The sequence below is a fragment of the Streptomyces sp. NPDC003035 genome (assembly GCF_042888285.1).
GTDB lineage: Bacteria > Actinomycetota > Actinomycetes > Streptomycetales > Streptomycetaceae > Streptomyces.
The window spans coordinates 1,033,192-1,058,098 of the sequence record NZ_JBIAPJ010000001.1 but is presented as its reverse complement, the minus strand read 5'-3'; the positions used below and the strand labels follow the sequence as shown (position 1 = coordinate 1,058,098).

General features: G+C 70.3%; 18 protein-coding genes. 5 read left to right on the top strand and 13 right to left on the bottom strand.

The annotated features are described in order from the left end of the window. Positions 1-122 precede the first annotated feature (122 nt). On the bottom strand, positions 123-290 hold the full coding sequence (locus ACFYV5_RS04675; protein ID WP_389164314.1) for a hypothetical protein: 168 nt from the start codon (positions 288-290) through the stop codon (positions 123-125). Further along, positions 287-1,906 (bottom strand): hypothetical protein, encoded by a 1,620-nt coding sequence (locus ACFYV5_RS04670; protein ID WP_389164312.1) that lies wholly within the window; start codon positions 1,904-1,906, stop codon positions 287-289. The genes ACFYV5_RS04675 and ACFYV5_RS04670 overlap by 4 nt, the downstream gene beginning before the upstream one ends. A gap of 181 nt (positions 1,907-2,087) precedes the next feature. Here ACFYV5_RS04670 and ACFYV5_RS04665 point away from each other — a divergent pair, with 181 nt between their 5' ends. Beyond that, complete coding sequence (locus ACFYV5_RS04665; RefSeq protein WP_389164309.1) at positions 2,088-2,456, top strand: hypothetical protein; 369 nt, start codon at positions 2,088-2,090, stop codon at positions 2,454-2,456. Positions 2,457-2,486: 30 nt separating this feature from the next. Here ACFYV5_RS04665 and ACFYV5_RS04660 read toward each other — a convergent pair whose 3' ends face one another. After that, positions 2,487-2,948, bottom strand: a complete 462-nt coding sequence (locus tag ACFYV5_RS04660) for an ATP-binding protein (RefSeq protein WP_389164306.1) — start codon at positions 2,946-2,948, stop codon at positions 2,487-2,489. Positions 2,949-3,175: 227 nt separating this feature from the next. Between ACFYV5_RS04660 and ACFYV5_RS04655 the strand changes: the two genes are divergently transcribed. Both ACFYV5_RS04655 and ACFYV5_RS04650 read left to right on the top strand, forming a co-directional pair. Beyond that, on the top strand, positions 3,176-4,042 hold the full coding sequence (locus ACFYV5_RS04655; RefSeq protein WP_389164303.1) for a helix-turn-helix transcriptional regulator: 867 nt from the start codon (positions 3,176-3,178) through the stop codon (positions 4,040-4,042). Further along, positions 4,039-4,245: a DUF397 domain-containing protein gene (locus ACFYV5_RS04650; protein ID WP_389164300.1), complete on the top strand. Its 207-nt coding sequence runs from the start codon at positions 4,039-4,041 to the stop codon at positions 4,243-4,245. Before ACFYV5_RS04655 ends, ACFYV5_RS04650 begins: the two co-directional genes overlap by 4 nt. A gap of 85 nt (positions 4,246-4,330) precedes the next feature. Here ACFYV5_RS04650 and ACFYV5_RS04645 read toward each other — a convergent pair whose 3' ends face one another. The 4 genes from ACFYV5_RS04645 to ACFYV5_RS04630 form a co-directional block, all read right to left on the bottom strand. Further along, positions 4,331-8,599, bottom strand: a complete 4,269-nt coding sequence (locus tag ACFYV5_RS04645; protein WP_389164297.1) for an Eco57I restriction-modification methylase domain-containing protein — start codon at positions 8,597-8,599, stop codon at positions 4,331-4,333. Continuing rightward, entirely contained in the window at positions 8,596-11,841 is a 3,246-nt protein-coding gene (drmD, locus tag ACFYV5_RS04640) for a DISARM system SNF2-like helicase DrmD (RefSeq protein WP_389164294.1), read from the bottom strand. Before drmD ends, ACFYV5_RS04645 begins: the two co-directional genes overlap by 4 nt. Before the next feature lie 158 nt (positions 11,842-11,999). Then, the gene (locus ACFYV5_RS04635) at positions 12,000-13,262 is read right to left on the bottom strand and encodes a protein kinase (protein ID WP_389164291.1); all 1,263 of its coding nucleotides are present in this window, start codon (positions 13,260-13,262) and stop codon (positions 12,000-12,002) included. Positions 13,263-13,437: 175 nt separating this feature from the next. Beyond that, on the bottom strand, positions 13,438-14,361 hold the full coding sequence (locus ACFYV5_RS04630) for a serine/threonine-protein kinase (RefSeq protein ID WP_389164288.1): 924 nt from the start codon (positions 14,359-14,361) through the stop codon (positions 13,438-13,440). Between the two features lie 164 nt (positions 14,362-14,525). On the opposite strand from ACFYV5_RS04630, the gene ACFYV5_RS04625 reads away from it, so the two are divergent. After that, on the top strand, positions 14,526-16,511 hold the full coding sequence (locus ACFYV5_RS04625; RefSeq protein WP_389164285.1) for an N-6 DNA methylase: 1,986 nt from the start codon (positions 14,526-14,528) through the stop codon (positions 16,509-16,511). A 644-nt stretch (positions 16,512-17,155) separates the two neighbouring features. Here ACFYV5_RS04625 and ACFYV5_RS04620 read toward each other — a convergent pair. From ACFYV5_RS04620 to ACFYV5_RS04610, 3 genes are all read right to left on the bottom strand, one after another. Then, positions 17,156-17,989: a lysyl oxidase family protein gene (locus ACFYV5_RS04620; RefSeq protein WP_389164282.1), complete on the bottom strand. Its 834-nt coding sequence runs from the start codon at positions 17,987-17,989 to the stop codon at positions 17,156-17,158. A 61-nt stretch (positions 17,990-18,050) separates the two neighbouring features. Next, positions 18,051-18,452, bottom strand: a complete 402-nt coding sequence (locus ACFYV5_RS04615; RefSeq protein ID WP_389164280.1) for a YybH family protein — start codon at positions 18,450-18,452, stop codon at positions 18,051-18,053. After that, on the bottom strand, positions 18,449-20,017 hold the full coding sequence (locus ACFYV5_RS04610; protein ID WP_389164277.1) for a purine-cytosine permease family protein: 1,569 nt from the start codon (positions 20,015-20,017) through the stop codon (positions 18,449-18,451). Before ACFYV5_RS04610 ends, ACFYV5_RS04615 begins: the two co-directional genes overlap by 4 nt. 303 nt (positions 20,018-20,320) lie before the next feature. On the opposite strand from ACFYV5_RS04610, the gene ACFYV5_RS04605 reads away from it, so the two are divergent. Further along, positions 20,321-21,856, top strand: a complete 1,536-nt coding sequence (locus ACFYV5_RS04605) for a PucR family transcriptional regulator (protein ID WP_389164274.1) — start codon at positions 20,321-20,323, stop codon at positions 21,854-21,856. Between the two features lie 28 nt (positions 21,857-21,884). Here the strand turns inward: ACFYV5_RS04605 and epsD are convergent, their stop codons facing one another. From epsD to ACFYV5_RS04590, 3 genes are all read right to left on the bottom strand, one after another. Beyond that, a complete protein-coding gene (epsD, locus tag ACFYV5_RS04600; protein ID WP_389164271.1) occupies positions 21,885-22,889 on the bottom strand; it encodes an exopolysaccharide biosynthesis glycosyltransferase EpsD in 1,005 nt (334 codons plus the stop codon). A 22-nt stretch (positions 22,890-22,911) separates the two neighbouring features. Then, positions 22,912-23,727, bottom strand: coding sequence for a polysaccharide deacetylase family protein (locus ACFYV5_RS04595; protein WP_389164268.1), 816 nt, complete (start codon positions 23,725-23,727; stop codon positions 22,912-22,914). Positions 23,728-23,803: 76 nt separating this feature from the next. After that, positions 23,804-24,895, bottom strand: a complete 1,092-nt coding sequence (locus tag ACFYV5_RS04590; RefSeq protein ID WP_389164265.1) for a glycoside hydrolase family 113 — start codon at positions 24,893-24,895, stop codon at positions 23,804-23,806. Positions 24,896-24,907: the final 12 nt, after the last annotated feature.

The following is a 24,907-nucleotide window of genomic DNA, read 5'->3' as shown; positions in this document are numbered from 1 at the left end:
GGGATCGACCCGCCCGATGTCCCGGGTTCGTCGACGCCCGTGGAGAGCGAGATCTGCTCGACCTCGCCGGCGTGATCCCCCACGGCTCCGTCCCCGGTCGCCGCCCGCCTCGCCGGCACGGGTCACGTGCCCGTCTCGTCGGCCGGTGTGGTCGGTTGCAGCCCGGTCACGTCCTCCGGGACGGCGGAGGTGTGCGCGGTGGAAGGTCCGGTGTCACTCTCGCAGCCGCCGACGGCGAGCGCGGGGGCGACGCTCGTGATGGCGGCACTCGTGGCGGGAGCACCGCTCACTTCGGCTTCTTCTCCGGTCGGGCGTCGCCGACTCCGGGCAGGGGACGTGCACCCTGCAACGGGTTCTTCGCCTTCTTCCCCTGCTGTCCCTGCTGCGTCTTCTTGGTTCGCGCCGACTGCTTCGCGGCCGCGATCCTCTTGGCGCGCCGACTCTTCTTCGACTGCTGCGCCGGTGTGTCCGGCAGGCTGTCCAGCCAGCGGCGGGTGGTCGCCATCTCGGCGACCAGCTCGGTGCGCTGCGGTTCCGGCAATCTCGTCAGCGCCTTCTCCCCCAGCACCATGAGAGCCGCGGCGTACCTGGGTCCCCGTCTCAGTCGTGCACTGTGCAGAGCATCCCCGATCTCGGTATCGCCGGGAGCACTGGCGAGGCCCCTCGGCTTCGGCCGGACCGCGTACTGAAGAACCGGACCGCCCTCGACGTGGACGATGGTCCGGTGCTGAACGGGCGCCGTACTCTGCTGTGCGGCGAGCTGACCGTCCAGCGTGAGCGGCAGCCGTGGCGGAGCCGTGCGGGACGGTACGCCGTACACGGCGAACGCCCGGTCCGCCTCACGCTGGCACCATCGTCTGAGCACCGCCGCCGTCGCGGGAGTCCCAGAACCGACAGCAGCAGCCACGTCCCCCACGTAGGACGGCGGGTCACTCTCCCCGGTCCTGATCAGCGCCGACAGCAGCGGACTCCCCTCCCTGCCGCAGGCCTGGTCCACGGCGACCAGCAGACTGACACGGTCCGGGACGGACAGCCCGAGCAGGTCGCTTCCGGCACTTCGGGCCAGCGCCTCCCAGGTGGGCCGGGTCCGGAACCCCGCCGCGCTCACCAGCGCCTCCTTCAGCGCGAGCACCTGCTCCTCGCGGGACCGCCGCACCGGCGCCGCCGCACGCCTGGCACCCGTCTCGGCGGTCGGGCCGGGGCCCGAACGCCGGCGCGGCTCCGCTCCCGGGACCCGGAGCCCCGCAGGAGTCATCGCGCAGGCGTCGAGGGGCACCCAGTTGGTGCTGCGCCGCGGGTCCTCCGCCCTGAGACGGATACGCCGTACGGCACCGTGCGTCGCGAAACGGAAGCGGAGCAGGTACCCGTAGTCGTCATACAGCTCCTCCATGGTCTCCGGCTGGGCCGTCCCCGGGCCGAAGACCCAGTCGAGGGTGGCCGCATCGCTGGAGAGCCTCTGCCGGGCCTGCTGCCACTCGGCATGCGCGAGCTTGCTGAACTGGAAGCGCACATACTGCCTGGCCCCACCCACCCGGAAGTCGACGGCGTCTCCGGGCCCGGTTCCGAGGTCGCGTGAAGTGGCCCGGCCCTTCAACCTGTTGCGCCCGGCCCACGCGGCGAGGTCGTCCTTGATGAAGAGGTGGTCCGCGCTGGCCGCGCCGGTGGCCGTACGGTGGCAGGAGGTGTGGGGCCGGTGAGCGAAGTGGCACACCTTGTCGCGGTACAGACGGTCCGACAGCTCGTTGCCGCAGCCACCGAGCTGGGTGCCGCACCAGTAGGTGTAGGTGGGGTGGCGTCGGCGCCAACGGGTCAGTTCGTCGGCGTCCGTCGGCAGGATGATCGCGCGTCCGGAGTTCCGGCTCCCGATCACCGCGGTCTGTACGAGTCTGCCGTCCGAGCCGATCATGAATTCCCCCCGGACCGCGTGCCTGCCTGCCGAGAGGGCGGGCGATGGATGACCGCCATCAGTATGGGATTCATGTACTGAGTTCACAAGAGGTGGGCACCCAGTTCGGGCATTCGGGCCGCGATCGGGCGGGCGGTGGCGTACGTTCGGCGCTCATCGGATTCCGAGGCCGGGAGGGCACATGCAGAAGGGCACGCTGGAGTACGAGCAGGCGCTGGACGCCATGATCGAGATCCTGCGTTCGCGGGCACGCCAGGGCGCGGCGCCCATTCCGTACGGCGACCTGAGCAGCGAACTGGCACGGCTCGGCCACCATGTCCCCGCCCACGAGGGCCCCATGCCCTACCTCCTGGAGGACGCCTCCGTCCGGGAAAGCCCGGACGGATCCACGCCCCTGCTGTCGGCGCTCGTGGTGCTGAAGGAGAGCGGCTGGCCGTCCGGCGGCTTCTTCAAACTGGCGCGACGCGCACCGTACAAGCGGGCGGGCGACGACGTGCTGCTGTGGACCCGGGAGATCGAGAAGCTTGCGGAACACTACGCTGATCGCTGACGGTCCCCTCCGCCGGAGGCGAGGTGGGCGTCACGAGCCCGAAGCGCTGAGCGGTACCTCCGCCCAGACGGTCTTCGTGAACGCGTCGCGGATCGTGCATCCCCAGCGGCCGGCGTAGGCCTGGACGAGGAGCAGTCCCCGGCCCGAGACCTCGTCGGCAGGCTGTGTCACCTCGGGCGGCAGGAGCCGCTCGGGGCGGGTGTCCGTCACCTCGACGCGGAAGCGGTCGGACAGGAAGAGCAGCGTCAAGCGGAAGTCCCGGCCGGGGAGGCTGCCGTGGCGGACCGCGTTGGACGCCAGCTCGGCGGTGACGAGAGCGACGGCACGGGCGGGGTCGGAATCGTACGGGAGGCCTGTCCACTCGGTGACCTGCTGCACGGCGAACCGGCGGGCGAGGCGGGCGCCGCGCCTGGTTCCGCTGAAGCGCAGGGCCAGTTGGCGGACGGGTGTGAGAGGCGGCTTGGTCTCGCCGGTGAGCTGATGGTGAGTCACAGGATCAGCGTGGTGGGGTGGGTGGCCTACCGACCAGGTACGACGGCCGTACGGCGTTCTCGTCGTACGGAGTGGGCGAGCGGCTGCGGGCTTGGTTGTACGGGTCTTGTACGGGCGTTGTACGGGTCCGGCGCGTGTCCCGGTTCCCGCGCGTCGCGTTGGACATGAACCGGTGGCGAGTGCGGCCGTGGGCGGGGCGCGGAGCGGGACGGGAAGGGTGTGGGGCTGTGAAGGCGGTACGGGACGTACGGGACACGCGGACGGGGCGGGCCGCGAAGGCGAAGGAGGAAGGGCCCGATCTGCCGGGCGAGTGGTCGGCGTACGGGGTGCTGTTGCAGTACCTGCGGAAGCGGGCCGGGTTGAACCAGCAGCAGCTCGGGGACGCCATGGGCTACTCGCTGGAGCAGGTGGCCTCGGTGGAGCAGGGGCGACGGCCGGCGAAGGCTGCGTTCACGACGGCGGCGGAGCGGGCGCTGGAGGTGGGCGGGGTGCTGGAGGCGCTTCAGGGGGAGGTGGATCGGGCGAAGTTGCCGAGGTTCTTCAGGAACTTCGCGTTGATCGAGGCGGAGGTGGTGAGCCGGTTCTCGTACGATCCGCTGTTGGTGCCGGGGTTGTTGCAGACGGAGGGGTATGCGAGGGCGGTGTTCGCCGGACACTGTCCGCCGCTCAGCGAGGAGATCATCGACCAGCACACAGAGGCGCGGCTGAGTCGGCAGAAGCTGCTCACGCGAGTGCCGCTCGCCGAGTTGTCCTTCATCATCAGTGAGGAGGCGCTGCGCGATCCGGTGGGTAGCCCGGAGGTGATGCGCACGCAGTGGCAACGGCTGCTGGAAGCCGCCGCGTCGAGGAACGTCGAGGTCCAGGTCATGCCCGCCCAGCGGGGCTTCCACCCGGGCAAGAACGGCCCGTTCGTGGTGGTGGAGACACACGAGCACACGCAACTCGGGTACTTCGAGTCTCAAGGTGTCGGGTGCGTCGTCTCAGAGCCCGCTGAGGTCAGTGCCTTCGCCTTGCGGTATGGCAAGCTGCGATCGCAGGCCTTGAACGTCGAGGAGTCCGCGCGACTCATCGAACGGATGGTGGGAGAGACATGAGCGTGGAGCAGACGAGCGAGCACGTGGACGGGCTGCACTGGTTCAAGAGCAGCTACAGCGGATCAGACGGCGGCGACTGCGTGGAGGTGGCCACCGGCCTGGACGCCGTGTACGTACGGGACTCGAAGGCCGCGGGTGGCGGGCCGGTGCTGCGGGTCGGCCGGGGCGAGTGGGCGGCGTTCGTGGCGCTCGCGGTGGAGTAGGGCCGAGTACGGCTTCCGAGCGGAACAACGGGCTCACTCACGTCACTTGGGGTGACGTGAGCGAGCCCGTTGTCATGCCGACGGCTTAGAACAGAGCGCCCTCAGCGCCCTCCCCGAAATCCGACCCACCTCGCGCGGCCAGCTGCTCCTTACGCTTCCGGACGGCCTCGGGAGACGGCGGGGGGAGGTCTGGATGCTTCTCCCTCAATTTAGCTTCCGACTCCTTATGTAGCCCGAGATGCACTTCATCGGCGTACACCTGGTGGTTCGTTTCCATAAGTCTACTCAGCACTTCCTCCCGCACTTCAGGAGAGAACGTGAAGCGTGCACCATGCCTCCCTGCGTGACAGGCGTGACCCAAGTCATTAGCGATCAAATCACCCCACCCATACAGCCGCAGTACACACTCATCGATATCCTTCTGCAAACGCCTGATGCGCGAGATATCAGGGGCATCGAAAGTCGAATCACCAATGAGGTGGTAAAGACTCGTCAGGCCTACCTTCCTCGACAGGAGCGCCTGCTTCACTTCCCTATCCAACTCGACACCCAAAGACCTTAGGTCCGCTGACAATATCGGCCTAGGGAAGGTGTCAAAGACATCCGAGGAGTTATATCTGGGATCCCCCTTGATGGTAGATCCATGCTTAATCGCCCACCAGTAATGTACGGAACTACACAGGAGCGCAAACAACGCTTCATCATCCTGCGCAATGACGACTACGGCATCACTAAATACTTGCCGAGCCGAAACGCGCACAGGGGCCAAGGTTTCACTGTGCCGAACCACTGCCATTACAGTTTCAAAACGGGAAATCGCACGATAGAGGTCGAGCGTAGGCCGCTTGTACTGCCACCAAAGCGTTCGTAGCCTTTTATCTGAGTGATTGACGCGAGAAGGTTTTACGTTGTGAACCACGTGCGCGAAAGGAGCCACATAGCTCGCCGCCTCCTCGACAGTCCAGTCCTTGAAGTTGATCACCCAGCGATCCGCGTCAAGAGAAGGCCGCTGATTCAACTCGCCACCTAGATACGGGAATACTACTCTCGCATTACGGGGGTCGGAATCCACCATGGATTGCGCCAACTCATCACTCAGCGTAAATCCCATACTGTGGATATATGTACCGTAGTAGGAAAGCCTGCCACCTTGCATCAAAGGAAATGGATTACCCGCTACCCTCCCCTCGGCATCCAGTGATGGAGAAATTTTGGCGACCCTCTTCCCATCGGCCACCAGGGCAGCGCCCTCGCTCAGGCGGACGCGCGAAATCCATACCACACAGTTCTCAACTGCCGCCGATTTAGTCGTCCATTTCATGCTCTTGATGGACCGACGGATGATACTCCCTCGGTTGACAATCTGATCAAGGCTCACCAAGCGGGTACGCCCTTGACTAAGCGTATTGGTTGCAATTACCCCAAATTGCCCCTTGGGGTTCAACAAGTCATGACAGCGAAGCGTGAAGTAGCCGACAAGGTCACTGTTCCCAGTGACCCCGCCAGCAATATACTGAACGAGGCTCTCCCGATAAGCGCTTCCATTGGCGCCACTGATGTCGGACCCTGCGAGAAATGGCGGGTTGCCTACGATCGCGTCGAACCCACCCCGCTTGGTAAAGACCTCCGGAAACACCAACGGCCAATGCACCGGCCGCCGCTCCAGCGCCCCCTCCGGCAGCTCCGCCCCCAGCCACTCCTCCGCCGTTTCCCGCGCCTCCCGCACCACCTCGGAGTCGTCCTCGACCCCGTCCTCCATGATCCGCTGCACGATCCACGCAGCCCGAGGGAACAGGTCCCTGACGCGCTCCCCTCCCTCCGCCTCGTACCAAGGCACCCGCCCCGAAGCGCACGTAGCGATCGCCGCGCCCGCGATCAGGTCTCCCACCAGCCGCAACCTCCGCGAGTGGCGGTTGACCTCCTCCAGCCGTGCCCGCTTCTCCTGGAGCGTCGGTAGGTCCACGCCCTTGATGGCCGTGATCGCCAACCGTTCCCGCGTCAGCTGGTCAACCAACTGCCGGGCCTGCTCGGCCAGGATGTCCGTCTGTCCGCTCGGCTTCATGTGCACCGACTGGATCTGCTCCATGTTGTGCACGCCCAGCAGTGAGTCCCCCGCCACCAGCCGGTCGTCCAGGAACGTGAACGGTCGTCCCGGGTCCATCGACACCAGCCACAGCGACAGCTTGGCCATCTCCACGGCCATCGGGTTGATGTCGACCCCGTACAAGCAGTGCTCGATGATCTGGCGCCGCGCCTCGACCACCACCGAATCCTGCTCCGCGTCCGCCGCCGTCACCGCTTCCACGGCTCGGCCCGCCCGGTACGCCATCGCGTCCGCGCGGCCCTCGGTCTCCCACGCCTCGATCAGGCGGTCGGCCAGGTAACGGCAGGCCGCCACCAGGAACGCCGCCGAGCCCATCGCGATGTCCGCGACCTTCAGGTCCAGGATCTGGTCCGCCGACTTCAGGCGCCACTCCCCCGTGTCCGCCGTCTGGAGCGGGCCCGGCTCGTACACCAGGGGCTCAAGCGCGTGCAGTACGACCTCCTCCGCGAGGAAGCGGGGCGTGTAGTGCGTGCCCGTGTTCTTCCGCAGGGAGGACTCCGTGACGTACAGCGCGCCGTTCGGGATGACCGTCGGCAGGCCGCGCAGGTCGTCGCGGAGGATGCCGACGAAGGGCAGGAGCCGTTCCGTCAGCGCCGGGTCCTTCGTCACCGCGTTCAGCCGGCGCCGGGCCTCCGTCGCGTCCTCTGCCCCGAGCGGAGCCAGCTTCTTCTCCAGCTGGCCCGCCGTCGCCGGGGGCTTCGGGTCCTTCCACTTCTCGTGGACGGACTTGGCCAGTGCCTTCACGGAGCCGCCGGCCTTCGCCGCCAGCGTCTCAAGCTCCCGCAGCGTGACCTCGTGTTCCAGGCCTTCGGGGCCGATCAGGCCCACCATGTGCTCGGTGGCCCTGCGGCCGTCGAACGACAGCAGGCCCTCGTACACGTAACCGATCTGCTCGACGTCCAGCGCGCGGAAGCTGAGCGTGCGGACCTCGCGGTCCTTGCCCTTGCCGACGCGGACCTCCTGCACGGCCTGGAGCATGTGCAGGACCGTGCGGTCGTCGATCGGGAGGAGCGGGGTGGTGCGCTCCAGCCACGGGTACTTGTCCGGGTCGAAGATCGAGCCGTCGTACGCCGGGAGGTGGAAGCCGGAGCCCGGGTGGTCCACTCCTCCGTGCACGGCGTGGAAGAGGGCGATCAGGCGGTGCCACGCGGACGTCGTGTGCTCGAGGGACGTCTCGCCCTCCTCGTCCGCCCGTGCCTTCAGCTCGTCGCGCAGGAAGCGGGCGGAGTAGGAGCGGGCGTACACCTCGTTGTCGGCGGGGAGCAGGCCCCGCTCCTCCGCGAAGAGGAGGAAGACGACACGCATCATGACCGCGACCGCGCCGCGGTAGACCTCGCCCGCGCCGACGCCCGACGCGTGCAGGCCCGGTGCCCCGTGCTCGACCGCCCGCACGTCCGCGCGCCCTATGGCGTCGACGAGGAGTTCGACCGCCTGGCGGACCTGGACGCCCATCGCCTCGGTGACGTCCTCGCCCGCCGCGAGGCTCGCCTTCAGCAGGCCGACCAGCGTCTCGGCGTCGTCGTACTCGAAGAAGCGGCGGCGGCGCAGCAGGGACACGAACGCGCGGACGACGTTGCGCTCAGCGCGCTCGTTCCAGCCGATGGAGTCGAAGACGGCCGTGGTCGTGACGCCGCCGAGCGGGGCCCAGACCAGGCACCACCAGCGGCCGTCGGTGACCAGGCCGAGCGGTACGCCGTGGTGGCGCAGGAGGCGGGCCAGGCGGTCGGCGGGGGCCGCCGACCAGTCGCCGCCACCGCCGGCGCGGGCCGTGGGCGCCGTACCGGCCGGGACCGTCATGCCGAGCAGGCGTACGCGCTTGGCGGCGGACTCCACGTCCGGTTCGACCGCGAGGTCCGTGCCCGGTTCGACCAGCGCGAAGTCGGGGCGCACCTCGGTGTTGTGCTCGGCGACGCGCAGGGCGAGGCGGTCGAGGCCGTGGTGCTCGGCGTCGCCCTGGCGGAACGTCAGCGCGTCGTCCCAGCCCAGCAGAGTGCGGAGCACGTACGCCACCCACTCGTCGCGGCCGGCCGTCGTGTCCGTCTGCCAGTCGGCGTGGCGGGCGCGGAGGCGGGCGCGCTCGTCCTTCTCCAGGGCGTCGAGCTGGGGCCATGCGCGCAGCAGGACGGGCATGGTCAGGAAGGGGCCGGAGACCTCGGTGAGGTCGAGCCACTCCTGGTGCTGCCGACGGCCGTCGACGGCCTGGGCCTTGGCGGCGGCTACTCCGGGGCTCATGGCGCGGCGGGGGCTCATCGGCGGGCTTCCTTTGCGGGGATCACGAAGACGACGGCGGCGGGGAAGAGGTGGGAGCGGGGCTCGCGGTAGCGGGCGGCGATGGCGGCGAGTTCCCGTTCGCGTTCGGCGGGTAGGCCTTCGAGGCGTTCCTGCCAGCGGCGGCGGTCGTCCTCGAACTGGCGGCGCTCGTGGCCGGTCAGCTCGTGGGCGGAGAGCAGTGCGAGCTGTTCGCCCTCGCCGTCTCCCTCCTCCTTGAGCTTGGCGCGCAGGGTGTCCTCGAAGCGGGCGAGGGTCGCGGTGATACGGCGTTCCTCCTCCGCCCGGCGGTCGGCGAGCCTGCTCTCCAGTTGGCGGCCGAGTTCACCGACGCGGGCCTCCAGGGACCGGTAGAGGGGGTCGCGGAGCTTCGGCCAGGCCTCGGTGAGTTTCCCTCGCAGGTGCGGGGCTGCCTCGGTGCCGTCGGTGAGTGCCCTGGAGAGGACCCTGCCCTGTTCGTTGACCGACTCCCAGCGGCGGAAGCGGCCCGTCTCGCCGAACCAGCCGCCCGCGTACAGCACTTCCTCGTGGAGGCGGGTGCCGTCGGTGCCGACGAGGACGTACCGCGCGTAGGCGGAGACGAGGGTCGTGGTCACGGCCGGGTCGTCGGAGACGACGGCGGTGACGCGGTGGAGGTCGATCAGGTCCGCGTTCCAGACGGCGGCGGTCAGCAGACGCGTGGAGAGGGCCACGAGGGGGTGCTTGAGGTGGGCGAGGACCACGTCGTCCCTGCCCTGGGCGGCCACCGCCGGGGAGAAGGTGAGCGGGCGCTGCTCGCCCTCGCGGAGCTTGTGGGCGAGGCCGCGGGTGGCCCGCTCCCAGCTGCCGGACAGGGGCTGTACGTCGAAGAGGTCGCCCGGTTCGAAGTCCTCCGCCCGGAGCGTGGACGGCAGCAGCGGCGGCTGGTTGTCCAGTGCCAGCGCGGTGTCGACGACGCGCTTGACGTTGGCCGGGGTGAGGCCGAGCGCGGTCACCGTCTCGTCGTACTGGTCGGCGAGCCGCTTCGTCTGGGCGGTGACGTTCTGCTCGGGGGCGACCTCGCCGCCCGTGCGGCGGCCCTTGATCAACTTGGGCTTGGCGTTCTCGATGTCGACCGGTGCGGTGTCGCCGGTCATGCGGCGCTGGACGGCGTCGGCGAGGACCGCGTTGACGGAGCCGAGGTCGCGTTCCATGCGCGCGACCTTCTTGGCGACCCGGGAGAGGAACTCCAGGTCGGCCTCGTACGAGCCGGCCTGCGCCTGCTGCCAGCCGGAGCCGATGAAGTGGGTGATCTCCGGGTCGTGCTTCTGGCCCCAGCGGTCGATACGGCCGATGCGCTGTTCGAGCTTGTTGGGGTTGAAGGGGATGTCGTAGTTGATCAGGCGGTGGCAGTGGTTCTGGAGGTCGATGCCCTCGCCGGCGGCGTCGGTGGCCAGGAGGATGCGGACCCTGCCCTCCGCGCGGGACGGATCGGCCTGGAAACCGAGCCGGATGCGCTCGCGCTCCTCGGCGGACAGGCCGCCGTGCAGACGCTCGACACGGCCCCCGTCGGTGAGTTCCTCCTGCTGGAGGAGGTCGTGGAGCCACTTCTGGGTGTCGCGGTACTCGGTGAAGACCACGACCCGTTCGTTGGTCCACTTCTTGCCGTCGGGGCGGCAGACGGCCTTGAGTTCGGCGATCAGCGCCTCGGCCTTGGAGTCGGGCGCGGCCTCGTGGGTGAGGGCCCAGCGCTCCATCTCCTGGAGGAGGTCCAGTTCCCGGCCGTCCTCCGCCGGGGTGAGCGAGGTGGAGCGGGTCAGGGCGTCGTCCTCGGCGTCGACCAGCCCCGCGTCGTCGAGATCGGCGACGAGGTCGGCGAACTCCTCCAGCCACTCGGGGACTTCGGCCGCCGCCGTACGGTGGCGCGCGGGTCCGGTGTCCTCCAGGTGGGAGAGGTAGACCTGGACGGTGTGGAGGAAGGCCGCCGGGGAGGAGAACAGGCGCTTCTTCAGCAGCAGGGTGACGAGGTCGGCGGCGCGGCGGCCGCCCCGGGCCGTCGGGGTCAGCTTCTTGCGGCGCAGCTCGGCGAAGGAGCCGAGCAGCTGGTGGATCTCGCGTTCCTGCGGGGTGTAGTCGACGGAGAGGTCGTGCATCCGGCGGTTCCGGAAGCGGCGCGTCACGCCGTCCCGTTCCATGATGGTCGACTTCAGGCGTCGTACGACGGTGTCCTTGAGCGCTTCCTTGTCCGGGTCCACGCCGCGCGCGAAGCGCTGGTCGTCGATGAGTTCGAGGAGCGCCGTGTACGACTCGGGGTAGCCGTTGTGCGGGGTGGCGGAGAGGAAGAGCCGGTGCTCGAAGTGCGGGACGAGGCGCCGGATCAGCTTGGTCTGCTGGGAGTCGACCGCGTACACCTGCTTGGGCGCGGCGGGGGCGACGTGGTGGGCCTCGTCGAGGACGAGCAGGTCGAAGAAGCGCTTGTGCTCGCCGTCGGGGCTCTCCTCGGGGGCGCCGATGACCTCGTCGAGGAGGCGCTGGGCCTTCTGGCCGCGCAGCCAGGGCAGGGAGACGATGGTCAGCGGGTGGACCCGGAAGGGGTTGGCGGCGGTGCCGTGGGTACGGCGCAGGCGGGCGCAGTGCTCGGAGTCGACGATGGTGAACTCCAGGCCGAACTTCTCTGCCATCTCGTCGCGCCACTTGAGGGTGAGGCCGGCCGGGCAGACGACCATGGTGCGGCGGGCCCGGCCGCGCAGCATGAGTTCCTGCACGACGAGGCCGGCCTCGATGGTCTTGCCGAGACCGACGTCGTCGGCGAGGAGGAGGTTGACGCGGGGTGCGCCGACCGCCCGGGAGACCGGCTCCAGCTGGTACGGCTCGACGGCGACGCCGGAGCGGAACGGGGCCTGGAGGGTCCTGGCGTCGGCGGAGGCGACGGCGGACCAGCGGACGGCGTCGAGGAACGCGGCGAGGCGGTTCGGGGAGTCGTAGGAGCCGGCTGAGGCGTCGGGCAGAGACCCGGCGGGCAGGACGCGGCGGCCGGGCTCGACCTCCCAGATCACGGAGAGGGTGTCGCCGAAGCGGCCGTCGGCGACGGACTGGAGATGGACCAGGGTCGCGGGGCGCCGGTCGTCCTCGTCGGCGGGAGCGGCCGAGGTCGGCTCGACGCGGGCGACCACCCAGGACTGGCCGCGTACCTCGACCAGGTTTCCCTCTTCGGGGAGCGTCCGCGTCCCCGTCCGCTCGGTCTCGCGCTGAGCTGCTGGCGTCATGGGCGCTGTTCCCCTCGGTGTTCACCTGCCGTCGTCCGTAGACAGTGTCCCGTGTTCTGTCTCCCCTCCGGAACGGCGTGACGGCAGGCTAACATGAGCAGCGCACTGTGAACAGAGATTACAGACGACCGGTCGGGGGTTCGGATCGCCTGCGGCCCTCAGCTCATGCGGCGCAGCCGCTCCAGCAGTTCCCGGCTCCGTCCGTGCCCGGCGTCGGACTCGGGCAGGACCGTCTCCTCCTCGCCGGCGAGACGCCGCAGCAGCTCCTCGGCAGCGTGCCGCTCCCCGGTGCGGACCAGCAGGACGGCGATCTCGTAGCGGGTGTCCAGCACGGCGGGGTGGCCCGGCCCGAGCAGGCTGCGCTGTTCGGCGAGGACGGACCTCAGCTCCTCCAGGGCCTCACGGGTGCGGCCGAGCGTCCCCGCGCACAGGGCGGCTCCGGCCCGGGCGGCGAGCGTGTCCGCGCGGTCGAGACCGGGGTCGACCATCAGCTCGCGGTACTCCTCCAGGGCACGCGCGGGGCGTCCCGCGCGGCGCAGGGCGGCCAGTTCGGCCAGTCGCGGGTGAGCGGGCGCGGTTCCGGCCGCGCGAGCCGGCCGGGGGGCCCAGGCCGCGAGCAGGGCGGCCACCTCATCGGCCGAGCCGGGCCGGTCCTCGGGTTTCTTCTCCAGCAGCCACTCGACCAGCGCCCGCAGGCCGTCCGGTACGCCGGGGCGGCGGTCGGCGAGCGGCGGGACGGGGTCGTTGGCGTGCCGGTGGTAGAGCATGAACGGGCTGGCGTCCACGAAGGGAGGCGCGCCGGTGAGCAGTTCGTACAGGACGCACCCCAACGAGTACAGGTCGCTCGCGGGCACGGTCCGTCCGACGGCCTGCTCGGGCGCCATGTAGACGACCGTGCCGGGAGTGGCGTCGACAGCGGTGAAACGGGTCTCGCCCGGCTGGGGCTCCAGAGCCGCGGCGACCCCGAAGTCCAGGACCTTGACCTCCCCGTCGGGGGTCAGCATCAGGTTCGACGGCTTCAGGTCGCGATGCACGACCCCTTGGCCGTGGGCGTAGGACAGCACCTCGGACACGCGGCGCGCCACATCCGCCGCCTGCTCGACACGCAGAGGGCCGTCGTTCTTGAGGACGGCGTCCAGGGCCCGGCCCGGGACGAGGTCCATGACCAGGTACAGCTCGCCCTCGTGGTTGCCGTGGTCGTGGACGGCGGGGACGCCCGGGTGCCGCAGGCGGGCGGTCAGGCGGATCTCGCGCAGGAACCGGCGCTCCAGCATGCTCGGTTCGGCGCCGCGGCCACGGGTCGCGAGGAGCTTGACGGCCACCTTGCGATCATGGTCGCGGTCGTGCGCCGCCCAGACGACGCCCATCCCGCCCCGGCCCAGCTCGTGCGTCAGCTCGTACCGCCCCAGGCTCCGCCGCATCGCGCCCCGCCCCCAGTTCCGGCGCCTGCCGCGCCCGCCGCCTCCCGCGGCCGGGAGCCTCACGGCGCCGCGGCCGACCGGGCCATTCTGTCACCGGTCGCGCGGCTCCCGCGCCGCCCAGGACCGAAAAGTGCGGGCTACAACGATCGGGGCGCTCTCGGACCCGGCGACACCGTCACTCCAGGGGCGTCGGGCCCTGGGGGACCAGAAAGGGACGGCGCGGATCCTCGGGGGGAGTCCTCCTGACGGCCAGCCCGGGATCCGGCTCCGGCAGGTGGGGGGCCAGAGCGGCGTAGACCTCGGCCGCCGACGCGGGACGGTCGTCGGGCCGCTTGGCCAGCAGTGCCGTGATCAGGTCCTGGAGATCCCCGGGCACGCGCACCCCCGCGTCGGCGACGAGGGGCGGGGGCGAGGCGAGGTGGTGGGAGGCCAGCAGCGCCGGCTGATCCGCGGGAAAGGGCGTCTCCCCGGTGAGCATGTGGTGCAGCAGGCAGCCCACGGCGTACAGGTCGCTGCGGCCGTCGAGCCGGTCCCGGCCGGCCAGCAGTTCGGGAGAGGCACAGATGAGGTTGCCGACGCCCTCGCCGGTCGTCGTCAGCCTCGGGTCGGTGTCGCTGAGCAGCTTGACCAGACCGAAGTCGAGGATCTTCACGACACCGTCGCGGCGGATCATGACGTTCTGCGTCTTGAGGTCGCGGTGCACCAGGTCCGCCGCGTGGACCGCGGAGAGCCCCGCGCACAGCTGGGCGGCGACAGCGACGGCGGAGGGGACGTCGAACCGGCCGTCCTCCTGCTGGTCGAAGAGGTACTCGAGCGTGGTGCCGTCGATCAGTTCCATCACCAGGCAGCAGATGTCGTCCGTTCTCGACGCGTCGAAGACCGTGGCGACGTTCGGGTGATCGAGGCGTGCGGCCGCCCGTGTCTCCCTGCCGAACCGTGTCAGTGCGGCGTCCCGACCGCTCTCCACGGCCAGCAGTTCCATGGCGACGGTCTTCACCGCGACGGGCCGGTCGAGAGGCAGATCGCGCCCCCGCCACACATGACCCATCACACCTCGACCCAGTACGGACTCCAGTCGATAGCGGTCATGGATCACCATTCCCGGCGCGGGACTCCACATATCTGCCGACCTCCACATTCCCTGCACAACCGAATGGAACGTACACGCTGTGAACAAAGTCAATGATGGTAGTAGCCTTCCCCGCATGAACGGCTGCTGGGAACGCCGACAAGCCAGCCGCCAAGGACCTCGGAGACTGAACCATGAGCGCCCATGACGCCGTCCCCGTCAGCCTGGCCGAGATCGCTCGGATCGCAGGCGTCGGGCGGGCCGCCGTGAGCAACTGGCGCCGCCGCCACGACTCCTTTCCCACCCGGATCGGGGGCACCGACGTCAGTCCGCAGTTCTCGCTGGCAGAGGTCGAGCGGTGGCTACGGGACAACGGCAAGCTCAGGGACATCGGCGGCCGGGAACTCCTCTGGCCGCGCTTCGAGGCACTCGGCAGCCGGAACGAGTCGGGGCTGGCCATCGCCGAGGCGGCTCGCCTGATGCGTTCCCCCCAAACGCGGACAGCTCATCCCGGACTCTCCCCACAAGCCAGGGGCCTGGCGGCCCAGGCCGCGAAGGTGGGGCGGAAGGAGGGAGCGCGCGAGACCTTCGAGTTCCTGTTGCAACGATGGCTGGAAACCCACGTTCGACAGCTCAGCACCACGCCACCACAACTCGCCGCCCTGATGGCCCAGATCGCCCTCGCCGTCCGCCTCGGCCCGGCACAGGACGGACTGACCCTCCTCGATCCGGCGAGCGGTACCGGACACCTGGCCGCCGCGGCCGTGCGGGAGTACGACGGCCCCGGGCTCGAGGTACTCGCGTGCGAACGGGACCCGGCGCTGGCCGCGCTGACAGCAGGCCGACTCGCGTTCCTCGCGGAAGAGCACGACATCCGGCCTCGGATCGCCACCGCCGACACCCTGCGAGACGATCCCTTCGCCGGAGCGAAGGCCGACATCGCCTTGTGCAACCCCCCCTTCAACGAACGCGACTGGGGCTACGAGGAGCTCGCCACCGACCAGCGCTGGACGCACGGTCTCCCCCCTCGCACCGAGCCCGAACTGGCCTGGGTGCAACACCTGCTCGCCCACCTCGAGCCGGGCGGGGCCGCCGTGGTCGTTCTTCCCCCGGCCGTCGCGTCACGCAAGGCGGGCCGCCGTATCCGAGGCTCGCTGCTGCGCACCGGAGCACTCCGCGCGGTCGTCTCCCTGCCCCCCGGCAGCGCACAACCGCACAGCGTGTCACTGCAGTTGTGGATTCTCCGCGCGGCACCGGAGGGCCCCTCGACCACTCCCCCGAGCCAGCACGTCCTTCTGGTGGATGCCACACGTTTCGCCAGGCCGGGAACGCGCGAGCCGAGCCCCGACTGGGACGGCCTCGGTTCGTTCGTCCTGACGTCGATGGCGACCCTCGACCAGGTGGACCGGGATCCACCGAAGGGCGCCGTACGCGTCCCCCTGCTCGACCTCCTCGACGACGAGGTGGACGTCACCCCGGGGCGCTACACCGCGACGATGGACGAGCCGTCCCGTGAGGAACTGGCCGGGAAGTGGAGCGCGTTCGAGTCGCTGCTGACCGAACTGGCCGATCAGTCACGGCGTTTGTCCCAACTCGATTTCGAGACCGGGACCTCACAGACCACGACGACGGTGGGGGACCTCGTCAAAGCCGGAGCGCTGACGCTGCGCGCAGGCCAGCAGCCGCCGGAGTCCGCCGCGACGGCTCGCGGGGCCACCGTTCCACTCCTCACCATCGCCGATCTCCTGCACGACGGCACTCCCGGCGGTGTGGTCCCCGCCGCCTCGGCCCCGGCTGTCGCGGAGGAGGGCGACGTCGTGGTCGCCGGCGTGGCGCGAGCCTTCAAGGCGTGGGTCCACGAAGGACCGCCCATGGCCCTGGGCCCTCAGCTCCACCTCCTGCAGGTGGATACGGAGAAGCTGGAAGCCCATTTCCTCGCCGGTTGTCTGTACGCGCCGACGAACGGCCGCCAGGCAGGCACCCATGCCTCCAGTTCGTCCAGGATCGACATCCGGCGTCTCCAGGTGCTTCAGCTCCCCCTGGAGAAGCAGAGGACGTATGCAGAGACGTTCCGTCGTCTCAGGGCCTTCGAAGAACTGCTCACCACGGCTGCCGGTTCGGGCAGGGGGCTGGTGAGCGACATGAGTGATCGCCTCGCGGCAGGCGGGCTGACCACCTGACCTCTACCGGCAGCGGTTCCACCACGCCAGGCCGCCGTGCAGCCGGACCTCACTCGAGGTCCTCCAGCAGCGGATCGAGCGCCGCCTCCTCGTGCGGGGCGATTCGCCGGGGCGAAGGCGCAGCCGGACACGGCCTGGCCTGGTGCTGACCACTTACTGACTCGGAAGCGATGGCCAGGGGCCTGAGCTGCAAAAACAATTAACCGCTAGATGTTGGACTTGAACAGGGTGCGCAGCATTGAGTGCTCCTTGAGGTCGGCTCCCTGCCTGCTTACTGCAGGTCAAGGGCGTTCATCACTGTACAAGGGGGGCGCGTCGCCGGCAGTGGCCACCATTTTTCGTGGCACTGGAGGAGGACGGCTTCACCCCCACCCCTCGGCCCCGCCGCAACGACGGGACCAGCGTACGCAACACCGTCCGAAGGACGTCCGTGATCACCATCACTCCCGCACTCCCCGTGGCGGCCAAGGGCAACGGCAGGAGCCCCAGCGGACGGCGTCGACGCGGGCAGCTGACCGAGAAGATCGGCCCAGGGGGCGCGGGGCGGGCACGCCGGCCCTGTTGTATGTCCTCGCCGCCGATAGCGCGGGGCAGCGGGAGGCGTCTCCAGCTGCCCCGCGGGACCGGTTCGTGTGGTCGCTCCGTCAGACGCCCGGACGGGGTCCGCCGACACCGACGGGTACGCCCTGGCCGATGGTCACGGTCACCGAAGTCGTCTTCGGGCTGGTGCGGTTGGTCTCGTGCAGGAGGCCCAGCGGGTTCGTCGTCATCTCCAGCGTGTACTGCTGCGGCGGAAGCTGCATCAGTTCGCTGACGTCGAAGGACTGCCCGCCGAGCGCCTTGTCGTAGACGTCGGCCCAGCCCACGGAGATGCCCATCGTCAGGCTCGTGGCGTGGGCGTTGTGCGAGCAGGAGTTGTACACGGGGTTGACGGGGGCGCCGGGGAGTGTCGAGTCCGCGATCTCCAGGTCGACCAGGCAGAAGGCGACCTTCGGCGATTCGCGCACGATCTGCCCGGCGGAGTTGATCAGCCGGTAGCGGGAGATGCCGTCCATGTGGAAGTGCTTGTGCTCGTCGTGATAGGTCATCAGGCCGACCGGGACCTCGTAGGAGGTGCCGTCCGACCGGGAGATCCGCTGGTACGCGGGCAGCACATTGTTGCCCGGAGTGGCCGCGGCCGCCTCTTCCTTGGTGCGCCGTCCGACCACGTGCAGGGCGCCGGAGCCGAGGTTCGCGGGTGCTCCGGTGAAGCGGAGCCAGGTGATCGCCGTGTCCGGCTCACGGACAAGGTCGTTGTCGGCCAGTTCCCGCTGGAGCGGTTCCAGGGCCGGCAGCCGGTCCGTAGGGGTGTCGGTGGCCGACGCCGGGCCGAGCCCGGTGATCAGCAGGGCGGCAAGCGCCATCACCGCCGCACCGATCCAGGTTCGGGCCGGGCGTCCGGGTCGTACGGTGCGTACCGTGCGTGCGGTGCTTCTCATGAGCGTCCCTCCAGGTGGATGGTCGGGTGTGCGGGAGCGTCCTCGGCAGTGTGGGAGCCGGTCACGGCTCGGGCGAGAGGTGTTCGTGGACCACGAGCCAGCGACCGTCCGGGGCCCGCCGGAACACGACGGTCTCCCGTTCGCGCAGTTCCTCGCCGTCAGCGGCGTCCTTCGTGGCGAGGCGAGTGCGCACCCGGTGGGTCAGCACGGCCAGGCCCTCGCCGACGACACGGACCTCGGTGTCCCGCGTACGGCAGGCCAGTACGCGAAACCCGTCCGCCTCCCACGCGCGCCACAGCTCCTCGTACGCGGCCCGCGTGGCGAGAAACCGCGGCTCGGTGGGGAAGAGGAAGGTGGCGTCCTCGGCGAAGGCGGCGAAGTACCGGTGCGTGTCGTGGGCGCCGAAGGCGGCCACCAGGCCGGCGGCGGCCGCGCGCACCTCGGCTTCCGCGGAGGCGCTCACCTGTCCACCGCCGGCAGGCTGTCGGTGGCGGCTGCGAGTCCGCCGGGCTCCGCAGGAGGCGCGGCCGGGGTCGGCGAGCCGTCGGTGTGCGCCGGTTGCGGCGAGGCCAGTTCGCGTTCGCTGGCGGCGACCGCCGGCTCCTCCGTCGCCAGGTCCGACGCGCGGGTCAGGACGTAGTACAGGACGCCCGATACGGCGAGCCCGACGACGAAGGCCACGTCGATCCCGCCGAGCGCCTTCGCGACAGGTCCGGTGAAGGGACCCACCACCATGAACGGCACCATCAGGACCAGACCCACCGCGTAGGCCACCAGGCCGCGCCACGCCCAGGTGCCGTAGATCCCGTCCGGCCGGAACAGGTGGGTGATGGCGTAGCGGCCTCGGCGGACGAAGAAGTAGTCGACGAGGTTCACGGCGGTCCACGGGATCAGCAGGTACAGCATGAGGAGCAGGGCGTTGCCCAGTGCCGTGGAGAAGTCGGCCGAGACACTGAGGCCCACCGCACACCAGACGACGGCGAGGCCGCTGATCGTGACGATCCGGGCCCGCCGTCCCGGCCGGAACGGGCGGACCGAGTCGGCCCCGGTGAGGACCGTCAGCATGCCGCTGTAGGCGTTGAGTCCCATGGTGGCGACCAGCGCCAGCACCGACAGCAGCGTCAGGACGGCACCGAGCCCGGTCACCACCTGGTCCCCCGCGGCGCGGATCCCGGCCAGCGGATCGTTCACGCGGAGGGTGGAGGCCATCCACGCGCCGATGGGGATGAGCCACATCGGCGAACCGGCCGCGCCTGCGAACACCGAGGCGATGATGCGGGAGGTCGGGGTCTCGCGTGGCAGGTAGCGCGAGTAGTCCGAGACATAAGGGGCGTACGAGATGTTGTAGCCGGCCACGGCGGTGAACTGCACCATGAAGGCGACCATCGTGAAACCGCCGGCCCCCGCTGCTCCGGCGCCCGCTGCTCCGGTGTCCGGTGCGCCGGCCACCTGCCCGGTCAGGATCCCCGCGGAGAGCACCAACCAGCACGGCGCCGAGCACCAGAACAGCACCTGGAAGGCACGGTGCAGCCAGTCGTGCCCATACACGGCCAGGACGACCGCGATGACGGTGATGCCGATCCCGACCGCGGTGGCGTCCCAGCCGAAGACGGATTGAAGGCCGTTGCCGATGATGATCGTGTCGACGACGTTGAAGCCGACGAAGGTGAACAAGGTGGCCGCCAGGGGCACGATCACCCCGCGGTACCCGAACTGCCCGCGCGACTGGATCATCTGCGGAAGACCCAGCTGCGGGCCCTGGCTGGCGTGGAAGGCCATGAAGAAGGTGCCCACCAGCAGCCCCAGCGCGCCGGCCAGCACGGTCCAGCCGACGGACAGACCCAACCCTGGGCCGATGAAACCGAGCGACAGCGTGAAGGGCTGGAAATTCCCCTGGAACCAGAACGGGCCCTGCTTCCAGAGCTTTCCGTGCCGTTCGGCGAACGGCACGTGCTGGATGGACAGGCTCTCGATGACATCCACGCCGCTGTGGTCGGCGCGGTAGCCCCGGACAGGCTTGACCGCCATGGACCCTCCCGTTGTCGGTGGTTCCGAGGCACCCGGGCCCGGAACCGGAAGCCAGAGTGTGCGGTCGCCGCGCGGCGAGCGGCAATGGTGCGGCGCTCAAACGTGGGTCTCTCCTTTGTTCGTCGCCACAACGCGGCGCGGGCCCGCGACCGCGAAGGCGAGGCGTTGTGCGTCGGCCGGTCCAGCCCCTTCGTGGTTCGGCGGTCGGTGGCTCGCGGACAGCGGCGACGACGTGGGCTTTGGTGCGGCATTCGAATGCGGCACCTCTTCCGTCAGGGGCCGCCACCGTGCAGCATGTGCTCGATGACGGCGATGACGGCGATGACCGCGATGCCGGCAGCGCTGCGGGTCCACGACCTGGTGCGTTCGCCCGCTCTCCAACTGCGCGTCCTCGCCGGCGAAGCGGGGCTCGACCGGCCGGTGGCCTGGGCGCATGTGAGCGAGCTGGAGGACCCGACCCCGTGGCTCCTCGGCGCCGAGCTGATCATGACGACGGGCATCGCCATCCCCCGGAGCGCCGTCCGGCAGCGCGCGTACATCGAGCGGCTCCACGCCGCGGGCGTGGCCGCGCTCACGCTCTCCGCCCACCTGCACGTTCCTCCGCTGCACCGGGAGTTCCTCGACGCCGCGGAGGACCGAGCCATGCCCGTACTGGAACTGCCCCTCCAAGTTCCCTTCATCGCGGTGGCGCAGGAGGTCGCGGCCGCCGCGCAGGCGGACGCCCGCAACCGGCTGAGCGCTCAGGTGCAGGTGTACGGCGCACTGCGCTGGCTCGCCGCCGAGGACCTCACCGCCGCGGAACTCTTCCGTCGGCTGGAGCGGCTCTCCGGATACTCCCTCTACCTCTGTACGAGGCAGGGCCACCCCCTGCTGCCCGGCGTACCCGTACCCGGCGCCCGCCACGCGGCCTTGCTGCCCGCCTCGGCCGACCCGGCCCCGACCGTCCCCGGCGGCCACCTCCTGCCGGTGCCCGCACCGGGCGGACCCGCCGGATACCTCCTGGCCCTGGAGCGGCAGGACGACGGGCCGGGGCGGGGCGTGCCACCGGCGGGACTCGGCGTGGTCCAGCACATCGCGACCGTCGCGGCACTGCAGCTCTCCATGGTCCGCCACGAACGCGAAACGCTGCGCCGCCGAGGCGCGGAGCTCCTCGCCGAACTCGTGCGGGACGCCCTGGACCCGCAGACCGCGCGCCGGTATCTGATCCGGCTGGGGTTCACCGAGGAAGCACTCGTTCTCCTGGCGGTGCTCGAGGGCGAGGACGGCGCTGCGCTCGACGACGCCGCGGTGGTCCACGCCCTCGACGAAGCCGCCGTACCGTACCTGGTGCTGCGCCGGCACGAGGGCCTGTACGTGCTCCTCGCCGACTCGCCGCCGGCCCTCGACGCCCTCGCGGCCCTGGCCCGTACGAGAGCCGGTGTCTCACGCCCCTTCGCCCCTGGCAGCACCTTCGGCGTGCCACGGCGCGAGGCCTGTCTGGCGCTCACCCGAGCACGGGCGTCGGGCAGAGCGCTGGTCGCGTGCGGCGACGACACGACCGACCGGTGGTTGCACGAGGACCCTGCCGTGCTGGACGGGCTGGTGGACCAGGTGCTCGGTGCGCCACTGCGGTACGACGGCGAGCACGGCAGTGCGCTCGTCCTCTCCGCCCTCACCTGGCTGGAGCGCGACCGGTCCACGGAGGAAGCGGCGCGGGCCCTGCACATCCACCCCAACACCCTGCTCTACCGACTGCGCCGTTTTGCCACGCTGAGCGGCAGAAGCCTGTCCTCCACGGCGGACCTCACCGAGGTGTGGCTCGCCTTGCGGGCGGCCCGCATGGCCGGCCGGCTGCCCTGAAGATCGAGCACCCGGCCCGCATCCTCCGCTACGCCGGCCGCCGCTGGAGTCGCCCTGAGGAGGCGGATGTCGCCTCCGCCAGGGCGCGGGTGTATTCGAGATCCCAGACCAGGCTGAAGGCCGCCAGCGCCGGGCGATCGGCGTGCAGGGCGTGGAGCAGGCATCCTGCCGCGATCGCGCCGGTGACGGCGCACCGGTGAGCCACCGGTGGCCGGCAGACCCGGCGGGCGAGGCGCAGCAGCCGGTGCCGATGGCGCAGGTCGGCGCGCACCGACGACAGCCGTCCGGAATCGGGCACGAGCTGATCGATGAGAACGTCGAAATGTGCGCTGCGGGCGGGGATGCGGGTCCAGTTCCGCAGGGTGCGATCGCTGTCGTGCCAGACGACCGCGACTGGATCGAACGCGAAGCGGCAGCCCAGTCGGGAGAGCCGGAAGCCCAGTTCGATGTCCTCCTGTCGGGCCAGCCGCTCGTCGAACCCGTCGATGGCGAGGAAGTCCGCGCGGCGGACCGCGAGGTTGCCGGTATAGCAGTGGGTCCACGCCGGGGTGCTCTCACCGCGGCCCAGTCGGGCGTATTCCCGTCCCAGACGATCGGCGTCCCAGTGCGTCCAGGGCGGCAGGCGCCGCCCTGGCGGGGAAAGGATCGGGCCGAGGGAGACCACGGGTCCGGCGGCACGGTCCAGTGCGGCGTGGTGCCGGGCGACCAGCTCGGGATGGGAGATGCAGTCGTCGTCGATGAACAGCACGTACGGTGCGTCCGACAGGGCCACACCCTTGTTGCGGCTCGCGGCGGGGCCGGCCGATTCCGCATTGCGGATGACCCGGATCGGGCGGGTGGGGTGGGACGCCTCGACGCGACGCGCCACCGGGTCCCGGCTGCCGTCGTCGACCACGATCACACCGAAGTGCTCGAAACTCTGGCGCCAGAGCGCGCCGAGACAGTCCGCCAGCTTGTCGGCCGGTCGGTCACGGGTCGCGATGACGACGTCCAGCTCGGTGTCGCGTCCTGGTCCCCGCATGTCCGCCATCATGTCCGCCTTCCTATGCGCATGGTCAGCGGCCGTCCAGAGCCGCATGCTCGGGGGGTGTGTAGTGGGAGAACCAGACCGTGCGACGCACGTCGCCGATGGCGAGCAGGTCCGACACGGTGATGGTGCGCAGCCCGCGCCTCGCCAGTCCGCCGATGAGGAGTTCCGCCATCCTGGCGCGGTCGAAGGGAGGGTGGGGACTCGCGCCCTCGTCGATGGCCGCGCGGCCGTCGTGCGCGAGGACGATGGTCCCCGCGGTGGCCCGGGTGACGACACTGTCCGCGACGTCCCGCTCGTTTCCACCGCGCCAGTCGAGGCTGTCCAGGTCCCAGACGACACAGTCGAGGCCGACGTCCCGTATGCCGAGATAGCTCCGCAGTGTCTGTGCTCCGAAGGGGGGCCGGAACAGCGTGACGGGGGTTCCGGCGATCGCCGCGAGTTCCGACGCCGCCGATGCGAGGCGCACCCGTACCGCCCGGCGTGACAGGTGCACGAGGCTCCGGTGATCAGCTCCGTGCAGGGCGACCTCGTGCCCCTCGGCGACCATACGGCGGACCAGTTCGGGGTGCCGACGGGCGTTGCCCACCAGCATGAAGAACGTCGCGTGGCACGCCCGCTCGGTGAGGACGTCGAGCACCTGCGGGGTCCACGTCCGGTCGGGCCCGTCGTCGAAGGTCACGGCGACGTAGGGGAGGTTCGTCCGCACGCGCCGGATCGATCCGAGCCAGGGACCGGCGACCGCGTCGACGGCGTGCCGCGCCGCTCGGCGGCCCCGCGGCCCCAGGATCCTCCGCAGCGACTCGACCGCGCCCGTGGCGTTGCTCATCGCGTCCTGTCGCACGACGCACCTCCATGGCAGCGCACCGTCGGCGGACCCACGCCGGAGCGAGGCACGCGGGGGCCACCGGCCGCGCCGATCACGTCCACCATCGGCGCACCACCTTCTCGGCCTCCTTGCCGCGCGGCGTGTAGTCGAGGACGTCATCCTGGCTGCCGTGTGGCGTCACGTCCCAGACCCACCAGAAGACACCGGCCCACCAGGGCTCGCTCCGGAAGCTCGCGAGCAGCGCCTCGTAGCCGGCCGCCTGCTCCGCCTGGTCCGGCGTCCTGCTGATCGTCCAGGAGTACGGGGCGGTGGTGGACCCGCGCTGGCTGACATAGCCGGCTTCGGTGAACAGGATCCGGCGACCTCGTTCGGCCGCGAACGCCGCCAAGTCCTCCCGGATAGGTCTCCAGCTCCGTTCCAGCGCCTCGACATCGTGGGTGGGCCGCTCGCTCAGGGGCCAGTAGGCGTCGACACCGATCAGGTCCACGGCGTCCCAGAAGGCGACCCGGGGGTACTCGTCGTAGTTGGCCGCGTACACCAGCGGCCCCGGATAGCGGGCACGTACGGACCGGATGACGTCCAGCCACTTGTCCCGGTCCCCCGAGACCCCCTCGAGCTCGGTCCCGACGGCGAACTGCTCCACTCCGGTCCGTCCGGCCAGATCCGCGTAGTGGGTGATGAAGGCGGTGTAGGAGGCGAACCATGTCGCGGGGTCGCGTGGCCGGATGTGGCTCCGGCTTTCGCCGCCCGGCAGATCGATATGCGGTTTGAGCAGGACCTTCAGTCCGCGCTCGTGGGCCAGGGCGATCACCTTCCGCACTCCGGCGTCGTCGGGCGTCTGCCACACCGCACCGGCCGGCGCCCGGGTGACCTCGTCGGCCTCGGCACCGGCCTGGAACCATGTGGGGGCGATCTGCACCCATCCCCCGCCGACGTCGGCGATCTCACGGAGACGGCCCTCGAGTATCCGCGTATCGCCGTACCCGTCACGGGTGTACGTGGGGAGGGCGAACCCGTGCTGTCGCTGCTGCGCCGGGTCGGGTCCGGGGTCGCCGGACCATCCGGACGTCGCCGTGGCGAGGAGCACGACGCTCAGCACGGCGCCGGCCAGGCGCCGTGCGTGACGCGCCAACGCGCCATAGGGAGCAAGGCCCTTGTCACGGGAACCGCGAGTGGCCGGCACGAGCATCGTCTC